The organism is Psychrobacillus glaciei, from assembly GCF_008973485.1.
Lineage (GTDB): Bacteria > Bacillota > Bacilli > Bacillales_A > Planococcaceae > Psychrobacillus > Psychrobacillus glaciei.
The window spans coordinates 1,217,475-1,237,032 of record NZ_CP031223.1; the positions used below are offsets into that span (position 1 = coordinate 1,217,475).

The 19,558-nt window shown below is 36.2% G+C and carries 16 protein-coding genes; 6 read left to right on the plus strand and 10 right to left on the minus strand.

Annotation, left to right across the window (positions count from 1 at the left end):
- Positions 1-7 precede the first annotated feature (7 nt).
- A complete protein-coding gene (locus PB01_RS05400) occupies positions 8-1,765 on the plus strand; it encodes a vWA domain-containing protein (RefSeq protein WP_151699250.1) in 1,758 nt (585 codons plus the stop codon).
- Positions 1,749-4,343, plus strand: a complete 2,595-nt coding sequence (locus PB01_RS05405; protein WP_151699251.1) for a VWA domain-containing protein — start codon at positions 1,749-1,751, stop codon at positions 4,341-4,343. The genes PB01_RS05400 and PB01_RS05405 overlap by 17 nt, the downstream gene beginning before the upstream one ends.
- A 492-nt stretch (positions 4,344-4,835) precedes the next feature.
- Here the strand turns inward: PB01_RS05405 and PB01_RS05410 are convergent, their stop codons facing one another.
- From PB01_RS05410 to PB01_RS05435, 6 genes are all read right to left on the minus strand, one after another.
- Positions 4,836-6,017 (minus strand): MFS transporter, encoded by a 1,182-nt coding sequence (locus tag PB01_RS05410; RefSeq protein ID WP_264158168.1) that lies wholly within the window; start codon positions 6,015-6,017, stop codon positions 4,836-4,838.
- 1,215 nt (positions 6,018-7,232) lie between these two features.
- Positions 7,233-8,306, minus strand: coding sequence for an ABC transporter substrate-binding protein (locus tag PB01_RS05415; protein ID WP_151699252.1), 1,074 nt, complete (start codon positions 8,304-8,306; stop codon positions 7,233-7,235).
- The gene (locus PB01_RS05420; RefSeq protein ID WP_151699253.1) at positions 8,303-9,106 is read right to left on the minus strand and encodes an ABC transporter permease; all 804 of its coding nucleotides are present in this window, start codon (positions 9,104-9,106) and stop codon (positions 8,303-8,305) included. The genes PB01_RS05415 and PB01_RS05420 overlap by 4 nt, the downstream gene beginning before the upstream one ends.
- On the minus strand, positions 9,090-9,914 hold the full coding sequence (locus PB01_RS05425) for an ABC transporter permease (RefSeq protein ID WP_151699254.1): 825 nt from the start codon (positions 9,912-9,914) through the stop codon (positions 9,090-9,092). Before PB01_RS05425 ends, PB01_RS05420 begins: the two co-directional genes overlap by 17 nt.
- Positions 9,904-11,010 carry an ABC transporter ATP-binding protein gene (locus PB01_RS05430; protein WP_151699255.1) on the minus strand — a complete coding sequence of 369 codons (1,107 nt, stop codon included), beginning with the start codon at positions 11,008-11,010 and terminating at the stop codon, positions 9,904-9,906. The genes PB01_RS05425 and PB01_RS05430 overlap by 11 nt, the downstream gene beginning before the upstream one ends.
- Before the next feature lie 73 nt (positions 11,011-11,083).
- Entirely contained in the window at positions 11,084-11,626 is a 543-nt protein-coding gene (locus tag PB01_RS05435) for a helix-turn-helix domain-containing protein (RefSeq protein ID WP_151699256.1), read from the minus strand.
- Positions 11,627-12,581: 955 nt separating this feature from the next.
- Here PB01_RS05435 and PB01_RS05445 point away from each other — a divergent pair.
- Together PB01_RS05445 and PB01_RS05450 are read left to right on the plus strand one after the other, a co-directional pair.
- Entirely contained in the window at positions 12,582-13,031 is a 450-nt protein-coding gene (locus tag PB01_RS05445; RefSeq protein ID WP_151699258.1) for a thioredoxin domain-containing protein, read from the plus strand.
- 72 nt (positions 13,032-13,103) lie between these two features.
- Positions 13,104-13,763, plus strand: coding sequence for a potassium channel family protein (locus PB01_RS05450; RefSeq protein ID WP_151699259.1), 660 nt, complete (start codon positions 13,104-13,106; stop codon positions 13,761-13,763).
- A gap of 550 nt (positions 13,764-14,313) precedes the next feature.
- On the opposite strand, the gene PB01_RS20890 is transcribed toward PB01_RS05450, so the two are convergent.
- The 3 genes from PB01_RS20890 to PB01_RS05460 all read right to left on the minus strand — a co-directional run bounded on the left by PB01_RS20890 (position 14,314) and on the right by PB01_RS05460 (position 16,884).
- Entirely contained in the window at positions 14,314-14,454 is a 141-nt protein-coding gene (locus tag PB01_RS20890; RefSeq protein ID WP_192797481.1) for a hypothetical protein, read from the minus strand.
- A 549-nt stretch (positions 14,455-15,003) separates the two neighbouring features.
- The gene (gene rnjA / locus PB01_RS05455; RefSeq protein ID WP_151699260.1) at positions 15,004-16,671 is read right to left on the minus strand and encodes a ribonuclease J1; all 1,668 of its coding nucleotides are present in this window, start codon (positions 16,669-16,671) and stop codon (positions 15,004-15,006) included.
- Between the two features lie 3 nt (positions 16,672-16,674).
- A complete protein-coding gene (locus PB01_RS05460; RefSeq protein ID WP_151699261.1) occupies positions 16,675-16,884 on the minus strand; it encodes a DNA-dependent RNA polymerase subunit epsilon in 210 nt (69 codons plus the stop codon).
- A gap of 284 nt (positions 16,885-17,168) precedes the next feature.
- Between PB01_RS05460 and PB01_RS05465 the strand changes: the two genes are divergently transcribed.
- Together PB01_RS05465 and PB01_RS05470 are read left to right on the plus strand one after the other, a co-directional pair.
- Positions 17,169-17,945 (plus strand): Cof-type HAD-IIB family hydrolase, encoded by a 777-nt coding sequence (locus PB01_RS05465; RefSeq protein WP_151699262.1) that lies wholly within the window; start codon positions 17,169-17,171, stop codon positions 17,943-17,945.
- Between the two features lie 17 nt (positions 17,946-17,962).
- Entirely contained in the window at positions 17,963-18,901 is a 939-nt protein-coding gene (locus tag PB01_RS05470; RefSeq protein WP_151699263.1) for a carbohydrate kinase family protein, read from the plus strand.
- A gap of 51 nt (positions 18,902-18,952) precedes the next feature.
- Here PB01_RS05470 and def read toward each other — a convergent pair whose 3' ends face one another.
- Positions 18,953-19,510, minus strand: coding sequence for a peptide deformylase (def, locus tag PB01_RS05475; RefSeq protein WP_151699264.1), 558 nt, complete (start codon positions 19,508-19,510; stop codon positions 18,953-18,955).
- Between the last annotated feature and the right edge of the window lie 48 nt (positions 19,511-19,558).

Below are 19,558 nucleotides of genomic sequence, written 5' to 3' on the forward strand. Positions count from 1 at the left end.
AAACTATTTGGGGTTTAATCAATTACTATTTTTATGGACAGCCATTTTTCCAATAGCTGTATTGATTTACTATTTCTTTCGAAAAAAATATATAAAGCAACCTGTTTCTTCTACTCTTTTTTGGCAAGAAGTGATGAAGGAAACAAGGGCTTCACCTTATTTGCAACATTTGCAACGTAATATGTTATTTTATTTACAAATGCTTGCGATGATTTTACTTGTTTTGGCATTACTTCAACCGTATTGGAAAACGAAGGCACTCGCTGGAGAACAAATTGTGTTTATAGTTGATACTTCAGCGACGATGGAAGTGAAAACAAATGATTCAACACTTTTCGATCAACATAAAAAAGAAATGAAGCGATTTGTTGAACAGTTGTCAGGTAAACCGTTAACGATTATTACGACAGGAAATCAACCTGCAGTTATTATTCGACAAGAAACAGATCAAAACCAAATAAACAATGCGATTGATCAATTAGAAGTAAGTTATGAAGATGAAAACATGTCGAAGTCTTTAGATTTTGCTCAATCTTTTTTTCAAAATAAAGCTACATCCGTTTATATTTTTACGGATCATTTAGAACGTCACTCCTTGCCATTGAAATATAAAAATGTAAGTTGGAATGTGGAAGGATTAACATCGGAAGTAACTAACATATCTATTAAGCGATTTGGAGCTACGAAAACGAACAATGGTATTTCTGCTTTAATTCAATTAGTCAATCAATCCAATAAAGAACAGAATACAATACTCACAATTTCAAATGAACAGAAAGAATTAGTGAAAGAAAACGTAACGATTCCACCAAATGAAACGATTACTCGTTCATTTAATGAACTATTGGAATCATCCTTTTTAAGTGCCTCGATCGATATCAAAGATCAATATGCTTTAGACAATTCCATGACCGTAATTATGCAAGATCAAATATCTAAAGTGTTTATCGATACCTCTATGCACTCACTTGTAAGGACTGCATTTCAATCGATGGATATAGAAGTAAGCAGCGTTCCTACTGAGCAAATAGGATTGTTACAGGAAGAAGGCATTATCGTTACAAATCAATTCGAATTGGTTGATCAATTAGGACGTCCTTCTTTATTTATCGGTAGAAATGATGCTTCAGCTAAGGAAGTAAACGGGGTTGTACAAACAACAGAGCATGCCTTATTTTCTTTTGCTAATTTTTCCGATATTTATGTAAGTACTGTTTACCCTCCAGTAGAAGGCTTTACAACAATCGCAACTGTGGGAGAAGAGCCGTTTATACAAGTTTCTCCTCGTGGAGATATTATAGTACTCTCAGATATTCAAATGACAGATTGGCCGTTAAGCCCATCGTTTCCTCTTTTTATGTGGAGTGTGAAAGAACAGCTTTCTGCTGGAAATACGTATTTAGGTACTTTTTCACCAAATGAGCGAAAACCATTATCTCTTGGAAGTGCTACGAATGAATGGGATATTTATACGTCGGACGATTCCTATGAATATTCTATTGAAAATGGAGGAGCATTTATAGCACCCAAAAAGCCTGGTTTATATGTACTTCGTTCGAAAGATGTAGAAAAAAACTTTGTCGTTGCTTTATCTCAAAAAGAAAAAGCAATTGTAAAGGGAACGACTTATAGATTAGGTGGGCAACAAATAGAGTCGAAAGCAAATTTTAGTAAGCATTCGTTTGTTCCTTATCTATTAATAGTTTTGTTGTTCTTATTTGTAATGGAGTGGGAGGTGCAAAGACGACGTGGATTTACGAATTGACCAACCACTATGGCTTTTGTTATTTGTACCAATTCTTCTGTATTTTAGTTGGACATGGAAAAAAGATAAAAAGGTTTTTCGAAGAGAAGGAAAAGTAGTATTTTTTATTCGTATTGTTGCTGTTTTTTGTTTAGTTCTTGGATTAACGAATCCTTATCTTTTATTGCCAATTAAAGAAGAACAAGTCCTCTTTTTAGTGGATCGCTCTGCTTCTGTTCAAGGAACCGATCAACAAGTGGCAGAATGGATTGAAAAAAGCTTAACGTCAAGGAAAGACACACAACTAGTCGGAGTGTATACGTTTGCAGAAGACTTTCAAACCGAAGTAGCTTTAACAAAGGGAGAAGTAAATTTACCAGTTTTCACTCCAATGAGAGCTTCAGGCAATACAGACATAGCAAGAGCATTGCAACTCTCAACGGGGATTGTGGAGCCGAATAAGGCGACGAGGATCATCCTTTTTTCGGATGGATTAGAGACAAGTGGATCTGTTGCAGACGAGCTAATGAAAATTGCAGGTGGGAATATCACAATTGACGTCGTCCAATTGGAAAGAATTGCTTCCGAAGATGTTGCAATCACTTCATTCGAGACCCCTCCAGTTGCGTTTGAAGGGGAACAACAGCAGCTAAACGTTCAATTGGAATCTACCAACGATACAAAAGGTGAACTTCTTCTTTATCAAAATGATCAAATAATATCCCGTGAACACGTGTCGCTGGAAAAAGGTACAAATAGCTTTACATTTCGAAACTCCTCTACTGGAGAAGGGTTATTAAAGTATGAAGTACAAATAATTGTCCCAGGTGACGAATTAATTGAAAATAATAAGTTAACGAGCGTAACAAATGTAGAAAGCTCACCAAAAGTATTAGTAGTGACTCAAGATGGGAAGCATTCCAATATTCCGACGGTTATTGATCAAGCAGCAATTCAAACAGACGTCATTGACGCAACCGCACTCCCATTTGATTTATCTAATTATTTAGCGTATGACGCGATTGTTTTTGATAATGTTCCTGGCCATGAAGTTGGTGAACAAAAAATGATGGTCATCGAACAAGCGGTGAAAAATTTTGGCGTAGGATTTATGATGGTTGGAGGGGAAAATAGCTTTGGATTAGGAGGTTATTTTAAAACCCCTATTGAAAAGTTACTACCTGTTGAAATGGAGATTAAAGGAAAGCATCAGCTACCAACACTTGGTTTAGTAATAGTTATGGACCGTTCAGGAAGTATGAGCGGCTCTAAATTTGATTATGCAAAAGAAGCGGCAGCACGTTCAGTTGAAATGCTTCGAGAAGGAGATACGCTTGGATTTATTGCATTTGATGATCGTCCATGGGAAATTATTGAGCCAGCGCCTCTTTCCAATAAAGAAGAAGCATTGGATACTATATTATCAGTTGGTGTTGGAGGAGGAACGGAAATTTATCCCGGGCTTGCACTTGCATATGAGCGCTTAGCACCATTAAAGCTTCAGCGGAAGCATGTGATTTTATTGACGGATGGGCAGTCTTATAAAAATAGTGATTACCAAACATTAATAGAAGAAGGTGCTAAAGACAATATAACAATTTCAACTGTGGCAGTAGGTCAAGATGCGGATCGAGCACTACTGGAAAGCTTGGCGGAGATGGGAGCGGGGACCTTTTATGATGTCGCGGATGAATCAACTATTCCTGCTATTATGGCTACGGAGACTGCGATGATATCTCGCACATATATTGAAGATAATCCTTTCTATCCCATTATTTATGGTGATCCAACATGGACTAGCTTATTTGCTGAAGGGGTTCCACAGATGAATGCTTATATTGCAACAACTCCAAAACAAATGGCATCTGTAATAGCAGAAAGTGAGAAAGAAGATCCGGTACTCGCCGAATGGATGTATGGATTAGGAAGAACCATTGCTTTTACTTCAGATTCTACAGGGGAGTGGAGTGGTGACTTCGCAAGATGGAAAAATTGGGGCGATTTTTGGAACACGGCAGTTTCAAGACTTTTACCTGCGTATAGTGAAGTTCCTTTTACAATTCAAAAAGCTAACGACGGCAGTTATACAGTAATAGATCCTTCCGGAAAATCATCATTTATTGAAGTAGCAGCTGTGAATGAAAAAGGAGTAGAGTTACCTGTTACTTCCGAGCCGATTGCGCCTGGAAAATCCCGAGTGACGGTTGAAAGTGAACCGGGCTTAGTATTCTTCCGAGTTTCAAATGAACAAGATGCAGTGTATCAAGCTGGGATGTCGATTCCGTATAGTGAAGAGTATAAGTTGCAAAAGCCGAATACGGGTAAGTTAGAGTTGATTGCTAGTCGGACAGGTGGAAAAATGCTTAAAGATGCTTCGGAGGCATTCCGTCCAATTCATCTAGTAAGCTCCGAAAAGCAACCAATACAGCAAAAACTCATTTTAACTGCAATACTATTGTTTTTTATTGATATCACCATTAGAAGATTTGGTTTTAGACGACTACTTGCACCTTTGTATAGAACGAAGAAGGAATCGTTAGAAACTGTAACCGCAACAAGCAATGTTGAAAAGCTTGTTAAAGAGAAAAAGAAACGATAAAAAAAACTGGTAGTGAAATTTTTTCACTACCAGTTTTCTAAATGAACAAGAAGATTTGTAAACTGTGTATGTTTGAAATGTTAATTCATATTGTTTTTAGTTGCGCTAACTTATTTTGGAGATCATTTATAGCTTCATTCCACATGCTATTTTTTCAGTTCATTCCAATTAGTAATTAGTCTCGGGTCTAGTGCAATTGGTCTCGAAGTGCCATAAAGTGTAAATAAATCACCTGGTTATGCAGCTCTTGGATTCTAAAAAGCGATTTCTAATTAGTTAGATTTGCATTAAAAGAAATAGATAGCATCTAATCTCTCATTAACCAAATCAAATGCAACGTGTCTCAACAAATTTCAAGAGGGTGACGGACAAACATCCACCACAAGATCCTCCTAAAAGTCTTCGTTAATAGTGTAGCTAATGTTTCGTCCAAAGCACTCTGAAAATAGTAAGGACCGGATGTACTTAGAATGCTTGCACTTTTCTAATGTGTTAAATTACCGGCCTTTTCTTCTTTATCCAAACAATTGTTACACACCAAGCACATAGCAAAATAACCGAACCAACCATAAACGGAAGGTTGATGTTAATATCGAAAAACATTCCAGCAAGTGCTGGGCCGATCATATTACCCAAACTCATATAAGCATTATTCATACCTGCAGCAAACCCCTGTTCATCTCCTGCTAACTTAGAAACAATGGTATTAACTGAAGGTCGGATAAGGGTAGTCGCAGTCGAAAAGGTAGCCGCTACGACTAATACAAGCCAGAAACCATTCACTAGAAAGAATAGTAAGAGTGCTAGAGCAGCTACAAATAAGTTCACTAAAATAACATTTAACTCACCAAAACGTTTAAATAACTTACCTATAACCATCGATTGGACAATAACTCCGATAAATCCTCCAACTGTTAAAACAATCGCAATATCTTGAGGTGTGTAGTTATATTTATGATCCACATACAAAGAAAATGTTGTTTGGAAATTGGCTATACCAAATGAGAAAACAAAGATGATGATCAACATGATAAAATAAGGTGTTTTAACAGATTTTTTCAATTGAACTAATATATTATCACGTTTTTTCTTGTCATGGGAAATTGCTAAAACTGCATTTTTTATATCTGGTAAAATGAAAAAAGAGATAATTGCAGAAAGGATCGCAACTAAAGAAGCCATATAAAATGGGAAAGTTAAACTAACTTTCGCCAAAAATCCACCTAAAGCAGGTCCAATCATAAATCCAAGGGACATCGAGGCACCTATTAAGCCCATACCCCTTCCACGAGTTTCAATCGTTGTAAGGTCCGCAACAAATGCCATCGTTGCCGGAATCAAAAAAGCTCCCCCAATACCGCTTATAAAACGTGCAACATAAAGCATCCATTCATGAGTAGCGAGCCCAAACCACAATTGCGCGGCGGAAAAAATCACTAATCCCATTATAATAAGTTTTTTACGGCCAAACGAATCCGATAAATCTCCGGCTAAAGGTGAAAATAAAAATTGTCCTAAAGCGAAGGAAGCAATAATAAAACCTAGTGCTTGACCTGCTACACCGAACGTTTGTAAATATTGAGGCATGACCGGAATAACTAAGCCGATTCCAGCTGTTGCAATAAACATATTGAACATTAATATGTAAAGGGCAAATTGATTTGAATTCTTCACCGTATATTTCCTACTTTCTCATTTATACATATAAGCGTCTATCGATTCTAACATATACTCCAAAAAATAAAAACTTTCGCGTCACGAAAAATAATAAATTACCAGGTCTGTTGATTAGCCAAAAATGACCAGTAAATTACCGCTTAACTTTATCTATGCAGCATCTATATAAACTAGCATCGCCCTATTAAAGTGGGCAAAGACCGCATTGTTTATATAGTGCACACTAGTAGGTTACCGCTTTGATTTCCGTCGGCATGGCTACAGCCGATTCCCTCGCTTGCGCTCAGTCCAGGGTCTTCAGCTCATGCTCCTGCCGCTTCGCTTTCGTTGCAAAATTTATTTGCTATTCCGGCAGGAGTCGCCGCTTTACGCTACAATCAACGTGAGTTGACGGCTATTTAGTGAGTGCTATCACGTAAATTATGAGCAATCAGGATTCTTTACCACAGGATAGGTGCTTTCGCTCATAAGATGCATGCTTATTTTTTGCTAATTGCAAGATAGCTTCCGTTTTGCAGAAATATATGGATATTGTACCTTAATAGGAGTCATCCCATGCCAAATTAAACCTATGAATAAAGACGTTTGACTTATAACAAAGCTTTAACTTGGCATGAGATTATTAGTATTGGGTACAAGCAATCAATATATTGCGCAATTGTCCAAGATTGTTGCTAGTACCACGTCCTATATTGCGCATATGCATCTTTATGTTGCGAAAAAAACATCCCATGTTGCTCATAATTTATCGGACAATTGTATCTGGTGTTATTGAATAGTTAGCAAGACCCTATGGGATTATATCGAAAGGGCAGCCTAAGCGCGCCGCGTCCCGCGGCAAAATCGACTCCAGCCGGATGAGTGAGACAGACGAGCAATCGCAGGCGAACGCGTAGCGTCGGCGATGGCTCACCGCTCACCCGGCGGAAAGCGTCCGACCTGTAACGAAAATCCTAGCGGTCACATAATAGAGCCTCTTTAGTGCGTACTATATAAAAAATGCGTTCTATATTACGCGTAATAAAAAAAGGCTGAGTGCGCAAAATTGTACCTTTGTCCAAACTGAAACGAAAACAAACAAATTTTAACGAAGACTTTAATGCTTTCCTTACAAGTATTTTGTGCAAGAAAGTGGTTACTCAACAGACGTGATAAATTACATATTCTCCAAAAGAAAATCTAGAATCGTCCTTAAGCAGACGATTCTAGATATTAGTTTTTCCCCATCTTAAACTTTAAAAATAACTCGTTATATTTACCGAGCATCTTAGGACCAAGATCATTGTATACTTCTAAGTTATCACGCATTTCTTCCGTTGGATAAAAACGCTCATTGGAAGTCACTTCTTCATCCAATAGCCCCATTGCAGCTTTATTAGGTGTTGAATAGCCAACATAATCTGCGTTTTGGGCAGCCACTTCTGCACCAAGCATGAAGTTAATGAATGCATGAGCACCATCTATATTAGCGGCCGTTTTAGGAATAACCATATTATCAAACCATAAATTCGATCCTTCCTCTGGTACAGCATAGTCTAACTCATCATTTTCCGACATCATATCAGCAGCTTGACCAGACCAGGTTAGCGCAACCGGGGCTTCCCCATTAACCATTAATTGAGTTACTTCATCCCCAATAATTGCCTTTACATTCGGTGTAAGCTTTTTCAACTTAGCAGATGCTTCTTGTAATTCTTTATCATCTGTTGAGTTTAATGAATAACCTAGGCTATTTAATCCCATACCAATTACTTCTCGGGCACCGTCAACTAGTAAAACCTGCCCTTTTAAGGATGGATCCCACAGTGCTTCCCAACTGTCGAACGTTTGTCCATCAAGAAGGCTAGGATTATAAACTATACCTACAGTTCCCCAAAAATAGGGAAGGGAATATTCATTTTTGGGATCAAAGGATAAATCCAAAAAATATGGATCTATATTTTTTAGGTTTGGGATTTTCGAATGATCAATCGGTAGCAGCAAATGGTTTTTTTTCATTTTTTCAATGGCATATTCAGAGGGTACGGCAATATCGTATGAAGTACCTCCTTGTTCTATTTTCGTCATCATCGCTTCATTCGAATCAAACGTTTCGTATACAACACGGTATCCAGACTCTTCTTCGAATTGTTTAATTAAATCTGGATCAATATATTCTCCCCAATTATAAACTGTAACTGTATCACTACCCGCTTTTCCGGAGCTTTTGTCCAAATAATCATTTGCAACAAATAGTAAAACACATACAATTATTATAGAAACAATAGCATTTATAATGTCTTTCATTTTCGTCCCCCCATTCCTGCAGGGTTTTTCCCACGCTGGCTAATAAAGTAATAACCCACAACTAGAATAAGTGTCACGAAAAAAATGATCCCAGAAAGTGCATTAATTGTTAATGTAACACCTGTACGTGCCATAGAGTAAATTTCCACAGAAAGGGTACTAAATCCATTTCCTGTTACAAAAAAGGTAACGGCGAAATCATCTAATGAGTAAGTAAGTGCCATGAAAAATCCTGCAAATATACCTGGTTTAATAAAAGGAATAATAACGCGTGTGAAAATATCTCGTCTTGTTGCACCAAGATCCGCAGCAGCATCAATTAGAGAACTGTTCATTTCTTGTAACTTTGGTAGAACCATCAGTACAACAATTGGAATACTAAATGCGATATGTGACATCAGTACGGATGCAAATCCCAATTTAACACCAACCATCGTAAACAAGATTAAGAAGGAAGCCCCAATGACTACGTCCGGACTAACAATTAATACATTGTTTAGCGATAAAATGGAATTGCGGATGGACTTATTTCGCATATAAACGATACCAATGGAACCGAAAACGCCAATTATCGTTGCAAGCAGTGCGGATAACAAAGCGACGATAACCGTATTAATAAGAATCATGATAAGACGTGTATCCGAAAATACATCCGCATAATGCTCCCATGTAAAAGATTCGAAATTATTCATAGCGTCTCCGCTGTTGAATGAATAAAATATTAAATAGAGAATAGGTGCGTATAACACGATAAAAACGAGGGCTAAGTATAGCTTCGCTGATTTACTTATTTTTTCCATGAGAAGTAGCCCCCTTATCTCGTTGACCCGTAATAATCATAATGATAACCATAAAGATGATTAAGAAAACTGCGATAGTTGAACCCATTCCCCAGTTTTGTGTAACTAAAAATTGCTGTTCAATCGCAGTACCTAATGTAATAACCTTATTCCCAGCAATTAATCGAGTAATCATAAAGAGAGAAAGGGAAGGGATGAAGACCGCTTGTATCCCAGCTTTTACCCCATTTATTGTTAAAGGGAAAATTACTTTTGTAAACGTTGCCCAACTAGATGCCCCTAAATCTCTACTTGCATCTATGAATGAAGGATTTAATTTATCCAGTGCATTAAAAATCGGCAAAATCATAAAAGGTATGAAAATATAAACGGATACAAAAATAAAGCTAAAATCGGTAAATAATATTTGTTTACCTCCAATGCCAAACACATTTAAAAATGCATTAATTGGTCCATATAAACCGAAAATCCCGATGAATGCATATGTTTTAAGAAGTAAATTAATCCAAGATGGAATAATGATAAGCAATAACCATAATTGTTTATGCTTCGTTTTTGTCAGCCAATATGCAGTTGGATAAGCAATTATTAGAGAAAATAACGTTATTAGAAAAGCATACCAGAAAGAACTAATCGTCAATGTTAAATAAACAGATGTAAAGAAGTTTTTATAGTTTTCTATAGTAAAATGACCGTTTATATCGAAGAAAGAGTAATATGTGACTAAAGCAATAGGTGCTATAACAAATAACGCAATCCATGCATAATAAGGTACAAGATAAAGCGACTTTGTACTTTTAGTTTGCATAAGCGTCTTCTCCGTATGATTCTAAACGTTTATCAAATTCTTCTTCTGTTTCATTCAATCGCATAACATGAATCGATTCTGGATCGAAATCTAATCCAATGAATTCGCCAACATTTGCTTTTTTAGTAGAATGGACAAGCCATTCATTTCCTTCATCATCATAGGTTGAAAGTTCATAATGTACACCTCTAAATAATTGCGTATCCACTTTTACTTTCATCTTTCCATTTTCCACGCTCGTAATTTCTAAATCCTCTGGTCGGATCACAATATCAATATGTTCATTAGGAGTAAGTCCTTTATCCACACATTCAAACTCTTTTCCGCCAATTTGTACTCGGAAGTCCGCTACCATTGTTCCGGAAACAATATTAGACTCCCCAATAAAATCTGCAACAAATCGGTTAATAGGCTCATCATAAATATCCATTGGTGTTCCACTTTGTTCAATGTGACCTGCGTTCAATACGAAAATTTCGTCGGACATTGCGAGCGCTTCTTCCTGGTCATGTGTAACAAATATAAATGTTTTCCCTAAACGTTGCTGCAATTCACGAAGCTCATATTGCATTTCAGAACGAAGCTTTAAATCTAGAGCAGAAAGAGGCTCATCTAGTAAAATAATTTCTGGATCGTTTACAATCGCTCGTGCAATTGCAACCCGCTGTCTTTGTCCACCTGACATTTCTGCAATTTCTCTATTTTCATAACCACTTAAATTGACGAATTTAAGTGCTTCTAGAACTTTTTGTTCAATTTCTTTTTTTCCTATTTTTTTAATACGAAGTCCAAATGCAACATTTTCAAATACATTTAAATGAGGAAATAATGCATAGTCTTGGAAGACAGTGTTTACTTGGCGTTCATTAGCGGGGACGTTATTGATTAACTTTCCATTGAAATAAATGTTTCCACTTGAAGGTTGCATAAATCCCGCGATTAATCGCAGGATGGTAGTTTTCCCACAACCTGATGGTCCTAATAGCGTGTAAAATTTGCCGCGTTCTAATTCAAAATTAATACTTTCTAATACCTTTGTATCTGCGTCGTAGGATTTTGAAACATTCTCGAAGCGAATAATAGATGTGTCTAACATAATAATCCTCCAATTTTTAATAATAAATTATCGATTTCCCTATTTATGTACGTATATATTCTAGAGCTTTTTCTTATAAGTAAGAATTTGTAACTACATAAATAATTTGTGTTTCCTCATGGGATGCGTTTTCTAATAAATGTTCATCATAAGCTTCAAAATAAATAGCTTCCCCTTTTGTAGCTGTGTAATACTGCTTTCCAAGTGTAAGTTTGATGTCTCCCTGTAGCACATAAATAAATGTCTCAGAAAGCGAAGGTTCAAATTGTTTAAACTGACCATTTTTACCTAAAGTAATATGCACTGGTTCCATTTCATTTTCATTGGACTCGGAAATAAGCCACTTTAGTTTGTAATTTTTATCATCATCTTCAAAAGTTATTTGCTCTTTTATTGAAAAAACGACTTTAGTACGTGCATGTTCATCATTAAAAAAATCTTTTGGTTTACAACCTAACACACTTAGTATCGTAAAAAGCGTTTCGATAGAGGGTGAATTAATATCTCTTTCTAGTTGAGAAATAAAACCTTTACTAAGATCTGTTCTTTCGCCTAGTTCTTCTTGAGTAAGTCCTTTTTCTAGACGTAATCGTTTAATCTTCTTCCCAATTTGCATATTTTGAAACTCCTTTGGAAGTGAAATAATGTCCTATTTTCAAACAAAGTTTATTTTAACACAACTTTAAGTTTACTTTAACAATTTATTTAAATTTATTCAAAAAAAAGTTGCTTTGTTTGTCAATTTGAGAGTGAAGCTAGAGAATTGGTTCCTATCACTTTACCAAGAGTTTATATTTTTTTATGTATAAAAAAGTCTATGGATTTTCATGCAAGGAACAGGTTGATTTCCGCTGCAGGCGGACGCTTGCAAGTCGGACAAGCATCAAACCGCTTCATCTGCTCCTGCGGTTACTCGTCCCAAAAAAGATTTGCTCCTGCGCAAGCTCGTCGCAAAAATTAATTTCGGTACGTTTCGTCCAGTGTCTTGATTTGCTTGCTAATCCCCTAGAAGATGCCACATTTCGCTCCAATCAACAGTGCAAATAAGAAAGACAATATGCTTTGTAGAAATAATGAACTAGTACTTTCCATTGTTTATTTATAGGGCAAGTGAAAGCTGTAAAAAATAGATAGAATCCATGAATAAAGAAGTGCTTAGCGGACGAAATTGACTCTTCGTCTGCTTTTAAAAGAGTAGGTAAGGATCTATTCCCTCATTAACAAAACTTTATGCACCATGTCATTAAATATTTCAAGAGGGTGGCGGACAAACATCTGCCACAAGATTACCAGTAAAAATGGATCGTGAAGTGACGCAGTCACTTCACGATCCACAAAAATTCCAACGGTAATAGTGTAGCCAAAATTCTTTTTGCGACGAGTAACCGCAGGAGCAAATGTTTCGTCCAAATCACTCGGGAAATAGAATAGACAAGATGCATTCTAAGGACGCTTGCGTTTTTCATAGTTATCCGTTTCCAAATTCTTTCATTTTCCAATACGTGAGAACAGGCAGTTTTATATTAAATGCATACAATAGCTGAGGACTATATAAAGAAGGAGTGAATTAAATGAAGTTGAGAGAGGAGTTCCCCGAATTACCACGGCATCTACAATGGGTTAATGGTCAAGTAACAAAAGAGCAAATCATAGGTGATGTACCTGTACTTATTCAATTTTGGTCAATAAGCTGTAATCAATGTAAAAGTACAATGGTACATCTCCACAAATGGAAAAGCTTATACGGTGATAGATTTAAAATAATTAGTATTCATATGCCTAGAACTATAGAAGATGCAAATGATTATCTAATTTATCAAACTGCTATGCAAATGAACATGACATATCCTATTTGCCTTGATCATGAACTAATTGTTACGAAAATATTTCAAAATAGAATAGTTCCCGCATATTACTTATTTGATAAGAAAGGGTTACTAAGGCATTACCAATCCGGTGAAAGCGGAATGCAAATGCTAGAAAGACGTTTAATACTCCTCATGAATGAACAAAAAATGTGAGATACAAAGCCTATCTACTATTCGTTTTCTTATGGTAAACTTAGTTCAATCGAATTGTAGGGAGGCATTGGCGTGAAAAAAGAATTTGTTGTCATTGGATTAGGTCGATTTGGAGGAAGTATTGTAAGAGAATTAGTGAACCAAGGCGCTGATGTAATGGCAATTGATAAAGTTCCAGAACGCGTAGATGAATTTAGTTCGATTGCTACGCAGGCTGTTGTAGCGGATACAACAGATGAAGCAACGCTGAAGTCATTGGGTATTCGAAACTTCGAACACGTCATTATTGCTATAGGTGATGATATTCAATCTAGTATTTTAACGACATTAATGTTAAAAGAAATAGGAGTAAAAAAAATTACTGTAAAAGCTCAGAATGATTACCATGAAAAAGTACTTCGTAAGATTGGTGCGGATCAAGTAGTACATCCAGAGAGAGATATGGGAATTCGTATTGCTAATAATATCATTTCTAATAATGTTCTGGATTATTTAGAGCTTTCGGATGAGCATTCCATAATGGAGATAAGAGTGAATGAAAAACTTGCAGGCTATTCTATCATCGATTTAGATATACGTGCGAGATACGGCATTAATATTGTTGCTGTGAAAAGGGGTAATAATATAATTGTATCTCCACAAGCAGATGAGCAACTCCAATTAAATGATGTACTCATAATAATCGGTGCAGATGTAGATATTAATCGTTTTGAAAAGAAAGTATTATCGTAAATGTCATAGAAAAAGCAACATTCTAAAAGGTGGCGCTAAAACTAGTATGATGTATTATCACATGTGTTGATTAACTTAAAATGTCCAATAAATTACTAGTTAATTTTGTGATAAAACACTAGCTACTTGGTATACAGCTGTTTTTGGATTGTTTTGGACTGAACGAATACTACACCATTAACTAGATTTCTGGATGCGGAGGGATGCGACTATGTCGCATCCCTCCGCATTTTTCGTCGGTAATCATGAGGTAGTCGCTTGTCCATCGCTCTCCATATACACAAATAAGCGAAGTGCCAAAGCTTTTGGGAATCAAAGAATAGCTTCCTTTCTATTCATACAATAAGCAGCCAAAGATGCAATTTTGGCTGCTCAGCCCTTTTCTAAAGTGAATCCGCCTTTTTGATTTTAAAGCAAGTGTCACATTCTCACACGGCACCTCTATACGAGTCGTATTCTTTTGCAAAAATAAGCAAGGAACGCATTGTAAAAAAAGTGTAGAGTTTCCGAACTTGCAACCTCCATAGAACGATAGTTATTCTCTCATTTTCTAAAACAGCATTTTCTCTTGAATATTGTAAGGAAGCGAAGGACAAACATCTGCCACAAGATTAACTAAAAAAGGATAGGAATTTTCATGCCAAGAACAGTTAATTTCCGCTGCAAGCGGACGCTTTCCTGGGGCAAGCATCAAGCCGCTTCCTTCGCTACGTTCAAGGTCTTATTCTCAAGGAGTCGCCGCTTTCCGCTCCAATTAACAGTCCAATTCAGAAAGAAAATATTCTTCGTAGAAATAATAAACTAGTACCTTCCATTGTTTATAAATAGGGCAAGTGGAACTTAAAAAAATAGAGAGCATCTACAGATAAGTAAGCGCTGAGCGGACGAAATTGCATTTTCGTCCGCTTTTAAAAGAATAGGAAGGGACATATTCTCTCATTCTCCAAACCTTATGTACCTTGTTACTACATATTCCATGAGGGTGAAGGACAAACATCTGCCACAAGATTACCGAAAAAAGAGGATCTGGAAGTGACGCAGTCACTTCCAGATCCTCTTTACTATTATTCGTTAATAATGTAGCCAATGTTCCGTCCAAAGTACTTTGGAAATAGTAAAGACAAGATGAACTTAAAGGACGCTTGCATTTTTCTTGCAACAGTAATAATGCAGCAGATTTATAGTACAAAGCTCTCAGAAAATGTTGAAGATAAGGTGCTCGTAAGGTTTTAAGCTATTCTTATACTTCCATGATAATAGGTAAGATCATTGGACGTCTTTTTGTTTTTTCATACAGATAAGGACTTAATACATCTGTAATTTCGTTTTTTAATTCTGACCATTCAATTTCTTTATCTTGAATGGTAAAGCGTAAATGCTTGTTCAACATTTGCTGTGCCTCATTGATCATTGTTCCTGATTCACGCATATAAACAAATCCACGGGAAATAATGTCAGGTCCAGAAACGACTTTTTTCTTTTCCATATCAGCGCTAACTACTACAATTACTAGTCCTTCTTCGGATAAAATTCGACGATCACGAAGCACGATATTACCAATATCGCCAATACCACTTCCATCAATATATATATCACCAGAAGGGATTCGACCTGCTACATGCGCTTCATTTGCACTTAAAGCAAGCACATCTCCATTTTCCATTATAAATGTATTTTCAGGAAGAACATCACAGTCAATTGCAAGTTCTGTATGAATTTTTAACATACGGTATTCACCATGAATTGGCATGAAGAATTTAGGTTTCATTAGACGAAGCATAAGCTTTTGTTCCTCTTGAGAACCGTGTCCAGATGTATGGATATTATTCAAAGAACCGTGAATTACTTCCGCTCCAGCACGGTAAAGCAGGTTAATTGTACGATTGACACTCGATCTATTACCAGGAATCGGAGAAGAAGAGAATACGACAGTATCTCCAGGCTGAATTTGAATTTGTCGATGTGTCCCATTTGCAATACGTGATAGAGCGGCCATAGGTTCACCTTGACTCCCGGTACACAAAATTAACACCTCATTTGCAGGTAAACGATTTAATGCGCTCACATCTACAAATGTCTCTTTCGGTGCAGTTATATAGCCAAGCTCTCTCCCGATTGTAATAGCATTGTCCATACTTCTTCCAAATACAGCAATTTTACGATTATGTTGTACAGCATAATCTGTTACTTGTTGAAGTCTATGAATATTCGAAGCAAAAGTAGCGAATATAATACGACCATTTACTTTTCGGAAAATGGAATCCATACTCTCCCCTACCTTACGTTCTGACATTGTAAAGTTAGGAATTTCAGCATTTGTACTATCTGAAAGTAAACATAGAACGCCGTCACTTCCGATTTCAGCCATTTTGGTCAAGTTTGCCGGTTCTCCAACAGGAGTAAAATCAAATTTAAAGTCACCTGTATGTACAATATTACCAGGTGGTGTTTTTACTACAATTCCGTAAGCATCAGGAATACTATGTGTCGTTCTAAAAAAGCTAACGGCAGTTTTTCTAAACTTAATGACATCATTTTCTTCGATAACATTCATTTTAGTTTGACGAAGTAGACCGTGTTCTTCTAATTTATTGCGAAGTAAGCCAAGCGCTAATTTCCCACCATAAACAGGTACATTGATCTGCTTCAATAAATAAGGAATTCCACCAATATGATCCTCATGACCATGTGTAATAAAAAGACCTTTAATCTTATCCACATTTTTTACTAAATATGTGTAGTCTGGGATAACATAATCAATTCCCAATAAATCATCTTCTGGAAATTTAATGCCAGCATCAATTAGTATAATTTCATCTTGAAATTGAACAGCATACGTATTTTTGCCGATTTCGCCTAGTCCGCCGAGGGCGAAAACTGCAGTTTGATCATTCTTTACAAATTTCATAGATTATATCTTCTCAACTTTAAAATTCAAACTAGCTTGTTCGTATTCTAAATGATTACCTTCAAGTAGTTGAATTAATTCGATATTATACTTACGATCAATCAGGGTAGAACGTACTTCACGTTCTGATTCTGCTTCTACGTATAAGCTTTTTGTGTTTTCGCGAACTGGTACTTCTAGTGCATTCTCTTGATAATAAACTTTATAAATCATTTTATACTCTCCTTTTTCACGTTCAAAATAAATCAATTCTCTTTATATTATCACGACGCTTATTTAAAATAAAGAAAAGCCCTCCAAAAGTATGAAGGGCATAAAAATTTAAGCGATTGTTTTTTTTCTAAGCATTCCGCCGAGCCGTCTCAACAATTTCCTTTTCAGGCGTTTCAACATGGCCACCCACTCCTTGCACTTCATTATATACACGATTTTGAATTAAGTAAAGGAATTAAACAGAAAAGTCAAATAATTAGCATTAAGAAAAGAGGAGTTTTTTTATGGTAAATAAAATTTTATTTTTTGATATTGATGGAACAATTTTAGATGAAGAAAAAAATATACCTATAGGTGTAAAAGAAGCAATACATGAAGCAAGGAAAAATGGACATGAAATTGTCATTGCGACAGGGAGGGCTCCTTTTACAGCAAAGTTTATATTCGATCAATTAAAAATTGAGTCATTCATTTGTTATAATGGTCAAATCGTTCAGTTTAAAGGCAAAGTTATACATAAAGGTGTTATAGGGAAGAAAGAGTTACAACAATTGACTGATTTCGCAAAAAAACGCGAGCAACCAGTAGTTTATATGAATAACGATGAATTTGTCTCAAATATAACTGACCATCCAGATGTATTTGAGAGTATTTCTTCTTTAAAAATATCATTGCCTCGAACAGAAGAAAATTTCTTTGTAGAGAATGATATTCATCAAGCTCTAATCTTTGGTGATTCTGATAATCAAAAGGAATATGAGAAGGAATTTCCGAATTTAAAGTTTGTTCGTTGGCATCGAACGTCCTGTGATGTTCTACCTGAGGGAGTGTCAAAAGCGAAAGGAATCGCATTATTATTGAAGTATATAAATAAATCAGCAGAAGACGCTATTGCATTTGGCGACGGTTTAAATGATATAGAAATGCTTGAATACGTAGGCACTGGTGTAGCGATGGGAAATTCCGTAGAACAGTTAAAAAAACATGCGACATTTGTCACAAATCATGTTTCCGAAAATGGTCTTATTAACGCTTTAAAGAAATTACAACTCATTCAATAAATATTAAGGAGATTCAAATGAACAATTCACCAAAGAAACATGTATTAATTTATGGGGATGCATTTGTGGACTATATAGCAGATGACTCAAGTAATAAACAATTTTCAAAGTTTTTAGGAGGAGCAACGGTTAATGTGGCAGCAGGTATTTCTCGACTAGGAGCTTCTTCCTCATTTATCACCGTGACAGGAGAAGATGCTACCTCCAGGTTTGTTACTAATGAACTTGCAGCAGAAGGAGTAGATCTTTCCTATGCGAAAATGATCCCCGAAAAAAGGGTAAGTGGTGTATATGTTCATTTGACCGAAAATAATGATCGAGTTTTTCATACTTATGTGGACGAAACACCGGACATTCAAGTTGAATTTTCTACTTTAGAGGAGGAAGCTTTTCGAAAAGCTTCTGTTTTTCATTTTTGCTCCGGAACTTTATTTCATCCAATAGCGCTTAAAACTACTAGGGAGATAGTGGCTAAAGTAAAGAATTTGAATGGGATGTTGTCTTTTGACGCGAATATTCGCCGATTAAGATGGGAAAGTGAAGAACTTTGTAGAGAAACGATCCTATCTTTTTTTTCACAAGTAGATTTATTGAAATTAACGGAAGAAGAACTTTGTTTTCTGACAGAAATGGAAACACTGAATGCAGGAATTGAGAAAATACAAAAATATGGAATTCCAATAATACTTATTACGGTAGGGGAAGAAGGTACTTATGCGGTCATGGATGGGGAAGTCACACATATCCCTGTGAATAAAGTTGAACCAGTGGATACGACAGGTGCTGGAGATGCATTTATGGCAGGTATACTTAGGCAGATTCATTTAAAAGGAAAACCAAGAACAAAAGATGATTGGATAGATTATATTATATTTGGCAATAAGCTTGGAGCCATTTGTGCAACAAAATTTGGGGCCTTGTCTGCCATGCCAAAAATAAATGAACTGAACGAATAATAAGCAAGACGCCCATTTGCACTAGATTAATGGGCGTCTTAAGTTTTAGTGCTAAGCTCTGTCATACGGTATCGAGTTTGGTATTTCTGCATATGGATTAATTTTGTTAATGTGGTCGTAAAACATAATGCCATTTAGATGGTCTAGTTCATGTTGAAAAGCAATTGCTGTAAGTCCTTTTAAACGTTTTTTAAAGGAAGTTCCATCCGGAAAAAACCCCGTTACTGTAATTCTTGCATATCTTGGGACATAACCTTCCATTATTTCATCAACAGATAAACAACCTTCTCCGGCGGAGATATATGTTTTTTCAACAGAATGACTGATGATTTTGGGGTTAACCGCTACAAAACTTACTAAATTATCTTCTTCATCTGTTAAATGTAAAGCGAACATTCTTTTTTCAGCATCCACTTGTGGGGCAGCAATACCAATTCCAGGTCTTAACTTGTATTTTTCAACCATTTCATCATCTTGACTATTTATCACGTATTCTAGTAGATCGGATGCGAGATTCTGCTCTTCCTTTGATAATGGGAAAGTCATCTCCGTTGTTCTTTTACGGAGAGCTGGATGACCATCTCTCACAATATTTTTCATTAGTATCATTTGATTCGTCCTTTCGAAGTTCATATTCCTATTATATCGAAAAATGTT